This is a genomic window from Nonomuraea jabiensis, assembly GCF_014204795.1.
GTDB classification, from domain to species: domain Bacteria; phylum Actinomycetota; class Actinomycetes; order Streptosporangiales; family Streptosporangiaceae; genus Nonomuraea; species Nonomuraea jabiensis.
Map to the genome: position 1 here is coordinate 7,652,351 of NZ_JACHMB010000001.1, position 15,841 is coordinate 7,668,191.

Consider the following 15,841-nt stretch of genomic DNA (forward strand, 5'->3'; position numbering starts at 1 on the left):
TTCTGGGAGGGGGGTGTCACTGGAGGCCGGAGCCGGTGAAGGCCAGGCCGCGAGTCAGGTAGCGCTGCCCGAAGGCGAACAGCAGCAGAGTGGGCAGCATGGCGACGATCGACCCGGCCATGAGCGGCCCGTAGTCGGTCTGCCGGTTGAAGGAGAAGGCGGCCAGGCTCATCTGGATCGTGCTCATGTCCGGGTCGTTGAGCACGATCAGCGGCCAGAGGAAGCCGTTCCAGCCCGCCACGAAGGTGAAGACCGCCAGGGTGGCCAGGGCGGGACGGCACAGCGGAAGGTAGATCCGCCAGAAGATGCGGAACTCGGGGCAGCCGTCGACGCGGGCGGCCTCGCCCAGCTCCCTGGGCAGCGCGAGGAAGAACTGCCGCATCATGAACACCGCGAACGCCCCGACGGCGCCCGGCAGGATGACCGCCCAGTACGTGTTGAGGAGGCCGAATCCGCCCTGGCCGGTGAGGTCGTTGCCCCCGGCCAGCGGGAGGTTCTTGACGATGAGGAACGACGGCACCAGGGTCACCACCGACGGCACCATCATCGACGCGAGCAGCAGCCGGAACAGCACCCGGCTGCCGCGGAACGGCAGCCGCGCGAAGGCGTAGCCGGCCAGGGACCCGAGCAGCAGGTTGGTGGCGACGCCGGCCACGGCGAGCAGCAGCGAGTTGGCGAAGTGCCGGGCGAAGGGGACGGTGGTGAACGCCGCCCCGTAGTGCTCGAAGGTGATCGTGCCGGGCAGCCACCTGATGGGCAGGGAGATGATCTCGTCGTCCGGCTTGAGCGACGTGCTCAGCGACCACAGGAACGGCAGCAGCATGAACAGCCCGACGACGGTGAGCACGGCGTAGAAGAGGGTGATTCTGATCGTCCGGATCATGTCTCGTCGCTCCGGTTGAGCCGCATGTTGATCACGGTGACCGCCACGATGACGAGGAAGAGCGTGAACGCCTGCGCCGAGGCGTAGCCCATCTGCAGCCGGTTGAAGCCGGTCTCGTAGATCTGGTAGACGGGCGTCAGGGTCGAGTTGCCCGGACCGCCCTTGGTCATCACGTACGCCTGGTCGAAGAGCTGGAACGCGCCGATCAGCGACAGCGTCGTGACGAACATCGTCGTGGTGCGCAGCTGCGGCCAGGTGATGTGGGCGAACGCCGCCCAGCGGCCCGCCCCGTCCAGGGCGGCGGCCTCGTACAGGTGGCCGGGGATGTTCTGCAGCCCGGCGAGGTAGATCAGCATGTTGGAGCCGACCCCCTGCCACAGGGTGACCAGCACGATGGAGAGCATGGCGGTGCTGCTGTCGCCCACCCACGCCGGGCCGGGGATGCCCAGGAAGCCGAGGATCTCGTTGACCGGCCCGTAGTGGCTGTTGAGCATCCAGGTCCACACGGTCGCGGCGGCCACGGGGGAGGTGACCACGGGGATGTAGTAGACGGTGCGGAAGACGCCCATGGCCGGGAGCCGGCTGTTGAGCGCCACCGCGAGCAGCAGCGAGACGGCGATCATCGCGGGCACGAACATCGCGCAGTACAGCAGGATGTTCTTGAGCGTGAGGGCGAAGGTGGCGTCTTGGAGCAGCCTGGCGTAGTTCGCGAGGCCGGCCCACGTCGGCGGGGTCAGCACGTCGTACGAGGTGAAGCTGAGGCCGAGGGCGCCGACGACGGGCAGCACGGTGAAGACGAGGAACAGCACCATCGGCGGCGCGGCGAACAGCACCCCGGCCCGCGCCTGGTGCCGGCTCAGCAGGGAGTCCCCGGGCCGGGCGCGGCGCGGGGAGGCGCGGCCGGCCGCGGACCGGCCGGCGAGCGTCTGGGTCATGTCAGTGCCACCTCCATGGCGAACTGCGCGAACAGGCTGTTGGCCCAGCCGAACCAGGGGCGGGTGAAGACGCCGGGATCGTCGGGGTCGAAGCTCTCGTGGACGTATCCGGTGCCGGCCGTCGTGGCCGCGAGCACGGCCAGCAGCTCGTCCCGCTCCGAGGCGTCGGCGGACGTCAGGCCCTGCATGATCAGCGATAACGGCCAGACATGTCCGGACTTGGTGTGCGGGCTGCCCACGCCCCGCGCGTATCGCCCCTCGGCGTAGTGCGGGTTGCCGGGGCTGAGCACGAAGGCTCGGGTGTTGCGGTACGTCGGGTCGGACGCCGGCCGGTATCCCAGGTAGGGGATGGAGAGCAGGCTGGGGATGTTGGCGTCGTCCATCAGCAGGTGGTTGCCGAGGCCGTCGCTCTCGTAGGCGTAGATCTCGCCGTGGACGGGGTGGTGGACGACGGCGTGCCGCCGGATGCCGTCGTCGATCTCTTCACTCAGTCGTACGGCGTCCTCGGCCAGGGCGGAGTCCGCGTAGACCTCCCGCGCGAACCCCGCGAGGTGGCCCAGGACGACGACGGCGAACATGTTGGCCGGGACGAGGAAGCCGTAGGTGCACGCGTCGTCGCTCGGCCGGAACGCGGAGCGGACCATGCCCGTGTACCCGCAGGCGGGGCCGCGTCCCTCGTCGACCAGCGTGTCGGTGGGCAGCCCGGGATCCGGCCGGACGAAGCGGTACGGCGAGCGCTCGGGCCGCTGCTCGGCGCGCATCGTGCCGACGACGGCGACCAGCATGCGGTACACGGACTCGTCGAACACCGACGCGTCGCCGGTCGCCTCCCAGTAGAGGTGCAGCAGCCGGATCGGGTGGCACAGGGAGTCCAGCTCCCACTTCCGCTCCCAGACCCACGGCCCCGCCCGCGGCACGTCGTCGTGGTGGCCCCGGCCGTCGGGGGTCTCGTTGAACGCGTTGGCGTACGGGTCGATCGCGACGTACCTGGCCTGCCGGTGGATCACCCCGCGCACCATGCGACGGATCCCGTCGTCGCCGGCCGCGTGCCGCACGTACGGCTCGACCTGGGCCGCGGAGTCGCGCAGCCACATCGCCGGGATGTCGCCGGTGAGCACGAACGTCGTCCCGTCCGGCAGCGGCCTGACCGTGCTCTCCAACGTGTTGAGCAGGCACTGCCGGAACATCGCGGCGGCCCCGGGGTGGCGCCGCGCGAGCAGGGGCTCGACCTTGTCGGCGAGAGCATGTACGGCTTCCACACGGTTCCCTTCGACATCGCTTGAGGGAAACGTAAGAATCAAGTTGTCATAAGTCAATATGCCTGAAACATAGAGATATAAGATGATATATATCTGGATGAGTTGACATACCAACTGAGCGCGCGAAGGGGAAGAGTGGCTGAGAGAGGCCCGCTGCTGTACGAGCGGATCGTCGAGTACCTGCTGGACGAGGTCAGGCGAGGCGCCCTGGCCCCGGGCGACCGCGTGCCCTCGGAGATGGAGCTCGCCGAGCGGTTCGAGGTCAGCCGCATCACCTCCAAGAAGGCGCTCGAACTCCTGCGGGAGGCCGGCGTCGTCCATCGGATCCGCGGCAAGGGCTCGTTCGTGGCCACCCAGCTCCCCGACCTCGACCGGCTCACGCCCGCCGCGCGACCCGCCGAGGGGGAGCGCGTCCCCGGGGCCATCGCGATGATCTATCCGGACGCGTCGGAGGCGTACGGGCTGGAGCTGCTGTGCGCGGTGGAGGAGCGCTGCGCCGAGCGGGGCATCCCCCTGGTGATCAAGCGCACCCGCGGCAGCCAGGAAGAGGAGGAGAAGGCGATCGAGTCGATGGTGGACTCGGGGCTCGCCGACGGCCTGATCGTGTTCCCCGTCCACGGCGAGTACTACAACGCCGGCCTGCTGCGGACCATCCTCGACGGCCACCCGCTGGTCCTCGTCGACCGCTACCTGGCCGGGATCCAGGTGTGCGCCGTGCACACCGACAACGTGGCCGCCGCCCGCGCGCTGACCGAGCGCCTGCTCGACCAGGGGCACCGGCACGTCGCCTTCGCCTCGCCCCCGCCGGAGAACACCTCCAGCATCGAGGAGCGGCTGGAGGGCTTCCGCGCCGCCTGCGCCGCCCGCGGCCTGCCGCCCGCCCAGCAGCACCACCTGACCGAGCTGTCCAGCACCCTGCCCGGCGCCTTCTCCCCGGAGAACGTGCGGGCGGACATCGAGCGGATCCGCGCCTTCCAGGCCCGCGAACCCCAGGTCACCGCGTTCGTGGTCTGCGAGTACAACCTGGCGCGGGTGCTGGACCGGGCGATCGACGGCCCGGTCATCGCGTGCTTCGACTCGCCCCTCGATCCCGTCGCCGGCCCTGCCTTCCTCCACGTACGGCAGGACCAGCGCGAGATGGGCAGGCGGGCGGTGGACCTGCTGCTCGCCCAGACGCGCGGCGAGCCCGTACCCGCCCGCTCCATCGTGCCCTTCACCATCGTCGAGCCCGTTTGACGGACGGAGAGACCGTGTCCGACGTGTGGAAGTCCGACCCGTGGAAGTCCGACCTGTGGAAGTCCGACCTGTGGAACCACCGCGCCGACCTGGCCCAGCGCAGCCTCGACCACTATTTCGCCGCCCCCGGGGAGCAGCTGTTCAACAACTGGCATCCGCTGGAGCCGGGAGACAACGACGTCTTCAACTACTGGTGGCTGGCCCACGCCGTCGACGTCCGGATCGACGCCTACCTGCGGACCTCGGACCCGGCACGTCTGGAACAGGCCCGGCGCATCCACGACGGGATCCTGCGGCGCAACGGGGGAGCGCTGTTCAACGACTACTTCGACGACATGCTCTGGCTCGCCCTGGCGACCCTGCGCCTGGCCGGGGCGACCGGTGAGGGCGAGCTGTACGGCGAGGCCGTCGAGCTCTGGCAGCACGTCCTCGACCACGGCTGGAACGACCACGAGGGCGGCGGCATCGCGTGGCGCGTCTCCCAGCCGTACTACAAGAACACCCCCGCCAACGCCCCGTTCGTCATCCTCTCGGCGCGGCTGTACCGGCACACCGGCGAGCGGCGCTACCTGGAGCGGGCCCGGCTCGTCATGGACTGGCTGGAGCGCACGCTCGTACGACCCGACGGGTTCGTGCACGACGGCGTCAACCGCCAGGAGGACCATGCGGTCGACGAGGACTGGCGCTTCACGTACAACCAGGGTCTGTACGTCGGCGCGTGCGTCGAGCTCGCCCGCGCCCTCGGCGAGGAGGACCACCTCTCCCGCGCCTACCTCTCCCGCGCCGCCCGGACCGCTCGGACGGCCATCGCCGAGCTGGGCGTGGACGGCGTGTTCGCCGCCGAGGGCGAGGGCGGCGACGAGGGCCTGTTCAAGGGCGTCTACTACCGCTACGCCCGCGAGCTCGTCGAGGCCGCCGAGGTGCCCGAGGTCACGGCCTTTGTGCTGGGCAGCACCGAACATTTGTGGCGGGCGTGCGGCGGCCCTGACGGCCTCGTCCTCGCGAGTGACCGGTGGAACCGCCCGCCCCGGGCGAAGGTACCGTTGTCGGCCCAGCTCAGCGCGGTCATGGCCACGGAGATGTGCGCCGCCCTGACGTCGCCGCGCGTACGTGCGCCCGGGCAGCCTGAGGGCAGCCGCTGACCGTGGCCGCACGGTCACCCGAGCCCGTGGTGGGCCAGGTTCACGGCCAGGGCGGCCACCACCAGGGAGAAGAACACGGCCCACGGGCCGAAGTGGTAGTCCCGGGCCCGCAGGTGGGCGGCGAACGCCCCGAGGAAGTACAGCACCAGGCCGGCGGCGGCCAGCGTGCCCAGCACCGGCACCGCGAACCCGGCCAGCAGCCCCAGCGCGCCCGCCCCCAGCAGCAGGCCCAGCGGGAGCATCCAGGAGTGGGGGACGCGCATGTTGTCCGCCTGGCGCTTCGGATAGTCGTGGCCGATGAGGTTGGCGACGGCGGCCAGGCCGATGACCGCCGAAGCGAGGAGGGTGATGGCGAGGTAGAGGACGAACACGAGGGTCTCCTTCTCCGTGAGGACGACGGCAGGTCGGTCGCCTCACGGACGGGGCAGCGCCCCAAGGAGTGACAGCGGGCTCGTGTGACTTAGGTCATGCCGCCACGCCGGCGAGCTTGTCCGGGTTGCTGACCACGTGCACCGTCTTGATCGCCCCGTCCAGCAGATGCAAGGTCATCGCCAGCACCGGCGTGCGTCCCGAGCGGACGACGATCCCCGGGCCGCCGTTGACCTGGAGCACCTGAGCGTGCGAGTCGGCGGGCATGCGCTTGGAGAGGATGACGATCGCGCGGGCCACGTACTCGTGTCCGTGGATCGCCTTGCGGGGTGCGCCCGTGAGGCCGCCGCCGTCGCTCACCATCGTCACGTCCGGTGCCAGCACCTCCAGCAGGGCTTCCAGGTCGCCGCCGAGGCAGGCGGCCAGGAACCGCTCGGTGGCCTGCTGCCTGGTCGCCGGGTCGGTGTCGTAGCGGTGGCGCCGTTCCTCGACCGCCTTCCTGGCGCGGTGCGCGATCTGCCGCACCGCCGCCGGGTTGCGCCCGACGAAGCGCGCTATCTCGGCGTGGCTGTAACCGAAGGCCTCGCTCAGCACGAACACCGCGCGCTCCGTCGGCGACAGGGCCTCCAGGACGAGCAGCATCGCGGTCGACACCGAATCGGTGAGCACCACGTCCTCGGCGACGTCCGGGAGGGTGAGCATCGGCTCCGGCAGCCACGGCCCGACGTAGGACTCGCGCCGCACCCGCGCGCTGCGCAGCCGGTCGATCGCCAGCCGGGTGGCCACCCGCACCAGATAGCCTTCGGCGTCCGCGACGGCGGCCACGTCGACGCGGCTCCAGCGCAGCCAGGCGTCCTGCACCACGTCCTCGGCCTCGGCGACACTGCCCAGCACCCGGTACGCCACGGCGTGCAGCAGCCCCCGGTGCTCGGTGAACTTCCGCTCGGCCTCGAGCATTCGCGTCATGAGGAGGGCTTACCAGGGTGAGCCCATGGTCGGGTACCGGCCCTCGACCCGGTTCCGCGGGCCTGGCAGGCTGTGATCATGATTGGTGACACAGCTCGTCCCCTCGTTTTATTGCGGGTTGTCCTCGTCTCTCTGGTGGCGGCCCTGGCCGGGCTGCCCGCCGTACCGGCCGCCGCGGCTCAGGCGGCGGCTCCGGGTGGAATGTACAGGTTCGTGGTCGCCATCGGCGGCCTGAAGACCTCCTCGAACGAGAACTGGGTGCGCCTGGCGACCTACTCCCTGACCGCCGACGGCACGGCGTACGACTCCCACTTCCACTGGTCGCAGCGCGTACGGGTGTCCCGCAGCGGCACCGGCGTCACCGGCGCCGGCTGCGGCGTGCGGGCCTGCGAGGTGCAGACCGCCAACGGGTTCCAGGCGAGCGCCTTCCCCAAGAAGCTCAGCGGCACCTACACGGTGACCGGCTCGGTGCTGCGGATCACCTGGACCGGCAACGGCTGGGAGGAGTGGACGGTCAGCGAGCCGATCGCCGGGCAGCTCGCCAAGCTCACCTTCCGGGGCAGCTCCTTCGGCGCCACGCACGGGTACGGCTACGGCAGCAACGCCGCGTGGAGCGAGCGTGCCTCGATAGCGGAGCTCGCCGCCTTCGACCACACCCGGCTCAAGCACGACTACCACCTGTGGAAGACCGACGCGGGAACCCCGTACCTGGACGAGGGCGCGGGCAGCCCGTTCTGGCTGACCGGGTGGCGGCCGTGCTCGGGCGGCCGCTGCCTGGGCGGCGCCACGGCGGCCACCGACTACTACCTGTCCACTGCGAACGCCACCTCGAACGACCGCAGGAACACCATCTGGCACTGGCGGCGCGAGCTGGCCGACGCGCGCGGCGAGCACTGCTACACCGGCAACTCGCACGTGAAGCCCATGCTGCAGATCATCGACAGCTCGGGCGGCTTCCACGGCTGGGTCGCCGTGGAGGCCTCGCTCAACCAGTCATCGCCCGCCCAGGGCACCTCGGCCGACGACATCGGCGTCTTCGAGCTCAGCGAGTTCTAGCCGGCCGCGACGCCCCCGGGGGCGGCCACAAACAAGCCATATCTCTTGTCAAGGTGTGGTGTCAGGGCTACGATCGCACCGACCTTTAGGAAACTTTCCTAAATAAGGAGTGGGGTCCGTGGTCCGTCCCCGTCGTCGCGGGATCCTGTCGTCCCTCGCCATCGTCCTGGCGATTCCCCTGATCACCGCCGTCCTGTCCCCGCCCGCCGCCGTGGCCCGGACGGCGCCGGCCGCCTTCGCGCATCCCGGCGTGCTCGTCAGCAAGGCCCAGCTCGACTTCGTCCGCGCCAAGGTCAGCGCCGGGGCCCAGCCGTGGAAGGGCGCCTACGACCAGATGATCGCCAGTCCGCTCGTGTCATTGTCGCGGACCCCGAAGCCGCGGGCCGTCGTGGAGTGCGGCCCGTACTCCAACCCCAACAACGGCTGCACGGACGAGCGCCAGGACGCGCTGGCCGCCTACACCGACGCGCTGGCCTGGTACATCTCCGGGGACAGCCGGTACGCCCAGAAGGCGATCCAGATCATGGACGCCTGGTCCGCCGTGATCACCGACCACACCAACAGCAACGCGCCGCTCCAGACCGGTTGGGCGGGATCGTCCTGGCCCCGGGCGGCCGAGATCATCCGCTACACCTACACCGGGTGGTCCGCCACGGGCGTCAATCGCTTCGCGACCATGCTCCGTGACGTCTACCTCCCCGAGATCATCAACGGCAGCGCCCGCACGAACGGCAACTGGGAGCTGACGATGATGGACGCGTCGATCGGGATCGCGGTCTTCCTGCAGGACAAGGCGGCCTACGACAAGGCCGTGAGCACGTTCCGGGCGCGCGTGCCCGCCTACATCTACCTCACCGCCGACGGCGCCTTCCCCAAGGGCCCGGTGGGCAGCGGCATCGACACGCGGGCCGAGGTCGTCGACTACTGGCAGGGCCAGGACACCTTCGTCGACGGGCTCTCCCAGGAGACGTGCCGCGACTTCACCCACACCGGCTACGGCCTGGCGGCGATCGCGCACATCGCCGAGACGGCCCGGATCCAGGGTCAGGACCTCTACCCCGAGGTCGCCGACCGGCTGCGGCACGCGCTCGGCCTGCACGCCAAGTACCAGCTCGGCACGGCCGTGCCGGCGTGGCTGTGCGGCGGGAGCCTCACCCTGGGCCTCGGGCCGGTCACCGAGGTCGGCTTCAACGCCCTGCACAACCGCATGGGCATCGCGATGAGCAACACGCAGACCCTCACCGAGCAACAGCGCCCGGCGGGCACCAACAACCTCTTCGTCGCCTGGGAGACCCTCACCCACGCCGGCAACCCCAACTAGGCATAAATCTGCTACACGAGTCTTCCGCAGCGCCATAAAACTGTGGCAAGTTGAGTACCTGTGAGCGTTCGGGGGCATGACCGCTTCCAGCGCGTCTGCCCTCCGCGCCCAGGAGCTCGCCACAGGAGGACTGCGATGACCCAGACGTTGCCGGAGCGGTGCGGGGTGGTGGGCGGCGGGCGCATGGGCGCCGGCATCGCCCACGCCCTGCTCCTCGCCGGCTGCCACGTCACGCTGGTGGAGCGCGACGGCGAGGCCGCGGCCGCCGCGCGGGACCGGGTGGCGCGGGCGGTCGAGGGCAGCGCGAAGCGCGGCCTGATCGAGGACGCCCGCGAGCCGATGGCCCGCCTGACCGCGGTGACGGACCCCGCCGCGCTGGCCGCGGCCGGGCTGGTGATCGAGGCGGTGCCCGAGGACGTCGACCTCAAGCTCGTCACGCTGCGCACCGCCGAGGACGCGGTCGGCCCGCAGGCCGTGATCGCCTCCAACACCAGCAGCATCTCGCTCGACACGCTCGCCCAGGCGCTCGCCCGCCCCGAGCGCTTCCTCGGGCTGCACTTCTTCAACCCCGTCCCGGCCAGCAGGCTCGTCGAGGTGGTCATCGCGACCGCCACCGACCCGGCCCTGCGGGAGCGGGCCGTGGCGTGGGTCGAGGCGATCGGCAAGGTGGCCGTGGTCGTCCGCGACTCGCCCGGCTTCGCCAGCAGCAGGCTCGGCGTCGCCCTCGGGCTGGAGGCGATCCGCATGGTGGAGTCCGGCGTCGCCTCGGCCGAGGACATCGACGCCGCGATGACGCTCGGCTACGGACACCCGACCGGGCCGCTGCGCCTGACCGACCTCGTCGGCCTGGACGTCCGGCTGGGCATCGCCCGCTACCTCGAACGCGAGCTGGGCCCCCGCTTCACCCCGCCCGACCTGCTCGTCCGGCTCGTCGAGCAGGGCCACCTGGGGCGCAAGAGCGGCAAGGGCTTCTACGACTGGAGCGAGTCGTGAGCACGCTGGAGAGCTACCTCGAAGGGGCCTGGCGCGCCGGAGGAGGAGAAGGCGTCCCGGTCGCCGACGCCGTGACCGGCGAGCTCGTCACCCGGGTCAGCGGCGAGGGGCTCGACCTCGCCGCCGCCGTGGCGTACGCCCGCCGTACCGGCCTGGCCGCGCTCGGCGAGCTGACCTTCCTGCAGCGCGCCGCCGTGCTCAAGAGCGCGGCCCTGGCGCTGCAGGAGCGCAGGCAGGAGCTGTACGAGCTGTCGGCGCGGGCCGGGGCCACCCGGCGGGACGCGGCGGTGGACGTGGACGGCGGCATCGGCACGGCCCTGGTGTACGCGAGCCTGGCCCGCAAGGGCCTGCCCGACCACACGCTCATCGTCGAGGACGACCCGATCCCGCTCGGCCGCGGCGGCACGTTCGCGGGCCGCCACGTCCTCACCACCCCGCGCGGCCTGTCCCTGCAGATCAACGCGTTCAACTTCCCGGTCTGGGGCATGCTGGAGAAGCTCGCGCCCGCGCTGCTCGCCGGGCTGCCCACGATCGTCAAGCCCGCCACCCCGACCGCGTACATCGCCGCGCACGCCGTGCGGATCATCGCCGACGCGCTGCCGCCGGGCGCGATCCAGCTCGTGGCGGGGAGCGTGCCCGGGCTGTTCGACCTGCTCGGCGGGCAGGACCACATCGGCTTCACCGGCTCGGCGGCCACGGCCGCCCGGCTGCGGTCCGACCCGGCCGTCACCCGCCGCTCGGCCCGCTTCAACGCCGAGGCCGACTCGCTGAACTGCTCGGTGCTCGGCCCGGACGCGGTGCCGGGGGAGCCGGAGTTCGACCTGTTCGCCGACGCCCTGGTGACCGAGATGACGGTCAAGGCGGGGCAGAAGTGCACGGCGATCCGGCGCGCGTTCGTCCCCGCCAACCTCGCCGACGCCGTCTGCGAAGCGGTCGCGGCCCGCCTCGCGCGGGTCGTCGTCGGCGCGCCGGACGCGGACGGCGTGACGATGGGCCCGCTCGTCGGCCTCGCCCAGCGCGAGGACGTGCGGGCGGCGGTCGCCCGGCTGGCCCGGGCCGCTTCGGTGGTGTGCGGAGACCCGGACAAGGTCGAGGTGGTCGGCGCCGACGCCGGGCGCGGGGCGTTCCTGTCGCCGCTGCTGCTGCGCGCCGACGACGTGGACCGCCCCGAGCCGCACGACGTGGAGGCGTTCGGCCCGGTTTGCACCCTGCTTCCCTACCGCGACGCGGCCGGGCTGAACGAGCTGATCGCCCGGGGCGAGGGCTCGCTGGCCGGGTCGGTGGTGTCGTACGACGCGGACTTCGTCCGGAATGTCGTGCTCGGCGCCGCCGCCCACCACGGCCGCCTGCTGGTGCTCGACCGCGACAGCGCCGGCGAGTCCACCGGGCACGGCACGCCCATGCCCCAGCTCGTCCACGGCGGCCCCGGCCGGGCGGGCGGCGGCGAGGAGGAGGGCGGCCTGCGGGCCGTCCACGCCCTCCTCCGGCGCACCGCCCTCCAAGGCGGTCCGGCAATGCTCGACACCATTACCAGCAAGGAGTAGCCATGAGCACCGACTCCCGTACGGGCGCCGCCCCCCAGCCCAGCGGCCCGCTCAGCCGCGTGGACTACAGCGAGCGCATCCCCAACAACGTCGACCTCGCGGGCGACCGCCGCCTGCAGCGGGCCCTGGAGAGCTGGCAACCTAAGTTCCTGGACTGGTGGAAGCAGCTCGGCCCGGCCCTGCCGACGAAGGACGTCTACCTGCGCACGGCGGTGGCCGTGGGCCGCGACGGCTGGGCGCACTTCGACCACGTCCCCATGGAGGAGTACCGCTGGGGGATCTTCCTGGCCGAGCGCGACCCGGACCGCAAGGTCAACTTCGGCAAGCACAAGGGCGAGCCCGCCTGGCAGGAGGTGCCCGGCGAGCACCGGGCCGACCTGATGCGGCTGATCGTCGTGCAGGGCGACACCGAGCCCGCGAGCGTCGAGCAGCAGCGCGTCCTGGGCAACACCGCGCCCAGCATCTACGACCTGCGCAACCTCTTCCAGGTCAACGTGGAGGAGGGCCGCCACCTGTGGGCCATGGTCTACCTGCTCCACGCCTACTTCGGCAGGGAGGGCCGCGAGGAGGCCGAGCAGCTGCTCAAGCGCAACTCCGGCGACCTGGACGCGCCGCGCATCCTGGGCGCGTTCAACGAGGAGACCACCGACTGGCTGCAGTTCTTCATGTTCACGTACTTCACCGACCGCGACGGCAAGTACCAGCTCGGCACGCTGAAGGAGTCGGCGTTCGACCCGCTGGCGCGCACCTGCGAGTTCATGCTCAAGGAGGAGGCCCACCACATGTTCGTGGGCACCACGGGCGTGCAGCGGGTCCTGGAGCGCACGGCCGAGCTGATGAGGGAGCACGGCACCGCCGACGTCCTGCCGTACGGCGGCATCCCGCTGGACGTCATCCAGAAGTACCTGAACTTCCAGTTCTCGGTCTCGATGGACCTGTTCGGCTCCGAGCAGTCGACCAACGCCGGCAACTACTACACCTCCGGGCTGAAGGGCCGCTGGATGGAGACCCGGCGCAAGGACGACCACGTGCTGCTGGAGGACACCCGCGAGCTGCGCTACGTCGAGGACGGCCAGATCAAGACGAAGACCGTGCCGATGCTCAGCGCGCTCAACCTCGACCTGCGCGACGAGTACGTGGCCGACTGCGCCAACGGCGTGCGCCGCTGGAACCAGGCCCTGGAGGACGCCGGGCTGGACGAGCGGCTGTACCTGCCGCACGAGGGCTTCAACCGCAAGGTCGGCGTCTACGCCGGCCACCACGTGACCCCGCACGGCGAGGTCCTCGACGAGCACACCTGGCAGGCCAGAGCGGAGGAATGGCTCCCCACTGAGCAGGATCGCGAGCGGGTCGCCTCCCTCATGGTCCCCGAGTACGAGTACGGCAAGTTCGCCGGCTGGATCGCCCCGCCCAAGACCGGCATCAACGACCAGCCGGTGGAATTCGACTACGTGCACCTGGCCGACGAGGGGTTGCTCTAGTGCCGGGCGGCGGCCTCTTCGTCCATGAGGTCCCATTCGGCCTGCGCGCGCCGGTGCCAGCGGTTGTGCAGGTCGTGGAAGACGGCCGCCGCCCGGGGCCCCGGCCAGGCGTGGTCGAGCAGCTCGGCCGGCAGGTCGGGGTCGAGGAACGGGAAGCGGCGCCACTCCTGGATGAGCAGCACCTGGTTGACGAACGCCTCCCGGTCGGAGGCGACCGCGCGGCCCTCGAACCGCTCGATGAAGCTCAGGTAGCGCTTCTCCACGTCGTCGAGGTCCCACGCGGCCGAGATCAGCTTGGCGGTGTCGCCGATGCCCGCCGACGGCCCGGTCCAGGCGTAGGCCCGGTCGGTCAGGTCCAGCTCGCGGATGACCTCGCCCACCGCGGCCTCCTTGGAGGCGTCGGGGATCACCCAGAGCGCGGGGGAGGGGGAGCCGAGCCCGAGCCAGGTCAGCTTGGTGCGCAGCCGGTGGCGGAGCTGGCGCTGGGTCTCCGGCACGCCGGCGGTGAGCACGAGCCAGCGGCCGTCCCACTGGTGGGGGGCGCGCATGAAGCCGTAGATGCGCTCGGTGCCCTCGCGCAGCAGCCGGTCGCCGGCCTCGGTCAGCCTCCAGCGCACCTTGCGGCCGTGACGTTCGGACTCCAGCAGCTCCTCGGCGGCGGTGCGGGCCAGGGCCTGGCGCGCGGACTTCTCCTCCACGCCGAGCGCGCCGAGCGCGGCCACCAGCGTGCGCGTCCACACCTGGCCCCCGCGCGGCAGGACGAACTCGCCCAGGACCGTCAGCAGCGTCGACCGCGCGCTGGCGGACGCCTTCTCGCGCGGGCGCTCCGCGGACTCGGCCGGCACGGTTGCCCTCCTGTCGTTCGACACGCTCGTGACGCGCATTCTGCCAGGTCGGGCACCCTCGCGGATGCGCAGGCGGACAGAAGCACTACAAAGACTTGACGCTCCTCATGATAGACGTCGAATATTGTGGCCAAGGTCCCACGCCCTCCCGGAGCACGCATTGACTGTCACCTTCGCGACCTCCCCAGACCGCTACCGCCACTGGACGCTCGCGGTGGACGGGCCGGTGGCCACCGTCACGCTGCGCGTGGACGAGCACGGCGGCCTCGTCCCCGGCTACGAGCTGAAGATGAACTCCTACGACCTCGGCGTCGACATCGAGCTGTACGACCTCGTCCAGCGCCTGCGCTTCGAGCACCCCGAGGTCAAGGCGGTCGTGCTCACCGGCGGCCTGGACCGGATGTTCTGCGCCGGGGCCAACATCCGGATGCTGGCCCAGTCCACGCACGCGTGGAAGGTGAACTTCTGCAAGTTCACCAACGAGACCCGCAACGGCATCGAGGACGCCACCGAGCACTCCGGCCAGACCTGGATCGCCGCGCTCAACGGCACCGCCGCCGGCGGCGGCTACGAGCTCGCGCTGGCCTGCGACCAGATCGTCCTGGTCGACGACGGCTCCTCGGCCGTCTCCCTGCCCGAGGTGGCGCTGCTCGGCGTGCTGCCGGGCACCGGCGGCCTGACCCGCGTGGTGGACAAGCGGCACGTGCGCAAGGACCGCGCCGACCTGTTCGCCACCAGGGCCGAGGGCTTCCGCGGCCGCACGGCCATGGAGTGGGGGCTGGTGGACGCCGCCGTGCCGCGCCACTCCTTCGAGGAGGAGGTGGCCAGGCGGGCGGACGCGGCGGTGGCGGCCTCCGCCCGGCCCGCGGACGCCACGGGGGTGGCCCTGACGCCGCTCGACCGCAAGGACGACGGCGACGCCGTCACGTACCCGTACGTGACCGCCCGGATCGACCGGGCCGGCCGCCGGGTCGAGATCACCGTGGACGGCCCCGGCGACGCCCCGCCCGCCGAGCCCGCGGAGCAGGGCGCCGGCTACTGGCCGCTCGCCGTGACCCGCGCGCTGGACGACCTCATCCTGCACCTGCGCACCAACGAGCCGGAGCTCGGCATCTGGGTGCTGCGCGCGGCCGGCGACCCCGAGCGGGTGCTGGCCTACGACGCCCAGCTCCGCGAGCGGGCCGGGCACTGGTTCGTCAACGAGGTGCGCCACTACTACAAACGCACGCTCAAACGCCTCGACGTCACCAGCCGCAGCCTCATCGCCGTCATCGAGCCGGGCACGGCCTTCGCGGGCCTGCTCGCCGAGCTGGCCCTGGCCGCCGACCGGCAGTACATGCTGGAGGGCGTCTACGAGGACCGCGACGAGGCCGCCGTCCCCGCCACCCTCGTCCTCACCCCGTCCAACGACGGCCTCTTCCCGATGGGCAACGGCCTGTCCCGCCTGCGTTCCCGCTTCTGGGGCAACGAGCAGGACCTGCAGGCCGCCCGCGCCCGGTTCGGCGAGCCGCTGGAGGCGGCCGCCGCGATGGAGCTCGGCCTGGTCACCCTCGCCCTGGACGACATCGACTTCGAGGACGAGCTGCGCATCTTGCTGGAGGAACGCGCCTCGCTCTCACCCGACGCGCTGACCGGCATGGAGGCCAACCACCGCTTCGCCGGCCCGGAGACGCTGGAGACCAAGATCTTCGGCCGCCTCACCGCCTGGCAGAACTGGATCTTCGTCCGGCCCAACGCCTCCGGCCCCGACGGCGCGCTGCGCCGCTACGGCACCGGCCGCAAGGGCGACTACGACCTCAAGAGGGTCTGAT

The 15,841-nt window shown here is 71.4% G+C and carries 14 protein-coding genes; 8 read left to right on the forward strand and 6 right to left on the reverse strand.

The window, feature by feature from the left end:
- Positions 1-16: 16 nt before the first annotated feature.
- From HD596_RS35015 to HD596_RS35025, 3 genes are read right to left on the reverse strand one after another with little or no spacing between them, the layout of a single operon-like run.
- The gene (locus HD596_RS35015; RefSeq protein ID WP_185073666.1) at positions 17-883 is read right to left on the reverse strand and encodes a carbohydrate ABC transporter permease; all 867 of its coding nucleotides are present in this window, start codon (positions 881-883) and stop codon (positions 17-19) included.
- Positions 880-1,818, reverse strand: a complete 939-nt coding sequence (locus tag HD596_RS35020; RefSeq protein ID WP_185073668.1) for a carbohydrate ABC transporter permease — start codon at positions 1,816-1,818, stop codon at positions 880-882. Before HD596_RS35020 ends, HD596_RS35015 begins: the two co-directional genes overlap by 4 nt.
- A complete protein-coding gene (locus tag HD596_RS35025; RefSeq protein ID WP_221519650.1) occupies positions 1,815-3,077 on the reverse strand; it encodes a glycoside hydrolase family 125 protein in 1,263 nt (420 codons plus the stop codon). Before HD596_RS35025 ends, HD596_RS35020 begins: the two co-directional genes overlap by 4 nt.
- 135 nt (positions 3,078-3,212) lie before the next feature.
- Between HD596_RS35025 and HD596_RS35030 the strand changes: the two genes are divergently transcribed.
- Together HD596_RS35030 and HD596_RS35035 are read left to right on the forward strand one after the other, a co-directional pair.
- Positions 3,213-4,313, forward strand: coding sequence for a GntR family transcriptional regulator (locus HD596_RS35030; protein ID WP_185073670.1), 1,101 nt, complete (start codon positions 3,213-3,215; stop codon positions 4,311-4,313).
- A gap of 14 nt (positions 4,314-4,327) precedes the next feature.
- The gene (locus HD596_RS35035) at positions 4,328-5,455 is read left to right on the forward strand and encodes a glycoside hydrolase family 76 protein (RefSeq protein ID WP_221519651.1); all 1,128 of its coding nucleotides are present in this window, start codon (positions 4,328-4,330) and stop codon (positions 5,453-5,455) included.
- 14 nt (positions 5,456-5,469) lie between these two features.
- Here HD596_RS35035 and HD596_RS35040 read toward each other — a convergent pair whose 3' ends face one another.
- Together HD596_RS35040 and HD596_RS35045 are read right to left on the reverse strand one after the other, a co-directional pair.
- Positions 5,470-5,826, reverse strand: coding sequence for a DoxX family protein (locus HD596_RS35040; RefSeq protein ID WP_185073672.1), 357 nt, complete (start codon positions 5,824-5,826; stop codon positions 5,470-5,472).
- 94 nt (positions 5,827-5,920) lie between these two features.
- The gene (locus tag HD596_RS35045; protein ID WP_185073674.1) at positions 5,921-6,790 is read right to left on the reverse strand and encodes an RNA polymerase sigma-70 factor; all 870 of its coding nucleotides are present in this window, start codon (positions 6,788-6,790) and stop codon (positions 5,921-5,923) included.
- A gap of 111 nt (positions 6,791-6,901) precedes the next feature.
- Between HD596_RS35045 and HD596_RS35050 the strand changes: the two genes are divergently transcribed.
- The 5 genes from HD596_RS35050 (at position 6,902) to boxB (ending at position 13,185) form a co-directional block, all read left to right on the forward strand.
- Positions 6,902-7,846 (forward strand): hypothetical protein, encoded by a 945-nt coding sequence (locus HD596_RS35050; RefSeq protein WP_185073676.1) that lies wholly within the window; start codon positions 6,902-6,904, stop codon positions 7,844-7,846.
- A 118-nt stretch (positions 7,847-7,964) separates the two neighbouring features.
- Positions 7,965-9,167, forward strand: a complete 1,203-nt coding sequence (locus HD596_RS35055) for an alginate lyase family protein (RefSeq protein ID WP_185073678.1) — start codon at positions 7,965-7,967, stop codon at positions 9,165-9,167.
- A 135-nt stretch (positions 9,168-9,302) separates the two neighbouring features.
- A complete protein-coding gene (locus HD596_RS35060; RefSeq protein ID WP_185073680.1) occupies positions 9,303-10,160 on the forward strand; it encodes a 3-hydroxyacyl-CoA dehydrogenase family protein in 858 nt (285 codons plus the stop codon).
- Entirely contained in the window at positions 10,157-11,704 is a 1,548-nt protein-coding gene (paaZ, locus tag HD596_RS35065) for a phenylacetic acid degradation bifunctional protein PaaZ (RefSeq protein ID WP_185073682.1), read from the forward strand. Before HD596_RS35060 ends, paaZ begins: the two co-directional genes overlap by 4 nt.
- A gap of 2 nt (positions 11,705-11,706) precedes the next feature.
- Positions 11,707-13,185 (forward strand): benzoyl-CoA 2,3-epoxidase subunit BoxB, encoded by a 1,479-nt coding sequence (boxB, locus tag HD596_RS35070; RefSeq protein ID WP_185073683.1) that lies wholly within the window; start codon positions 11,707-11,709, stop codon positions 13,183-13,185.
- Here the strand turns inward: boxB and HD596_RS35075 are convergent.
- Positions 13,182-14,030 (reverse strand): PaaX family transcriptional regulator, encoded by an 849-nt coding sequence (locus HD596_RS35075; RefSeq protein WP_221519652.1) that lies wholly within the window; start codon positions 14,028-14,030, stop codon positions 13,182-13,184. The genes boxB and HD596_RS35075 overlap by 4 nt on opposite strands.
- Positions 14,031-14,190: 160 nt before the next feature.
- On the opposite strand from HD596_RS35075, the gene boxC reads away from it, so the two are divergent.
- A complete protein-coding gene (gene boxC, locus HD596_RS35080; protein ID WP_221519653.1) occupies positions 14,191-15,840 on the forward strand; it encodes a 2,3-epoxybenzoyl-CoA dihydrolase in 1,650 nt (549 codons plus the stop codon).
- The last annotated feature ends 1 nt before the right edge of the window (position 15,841 follow it).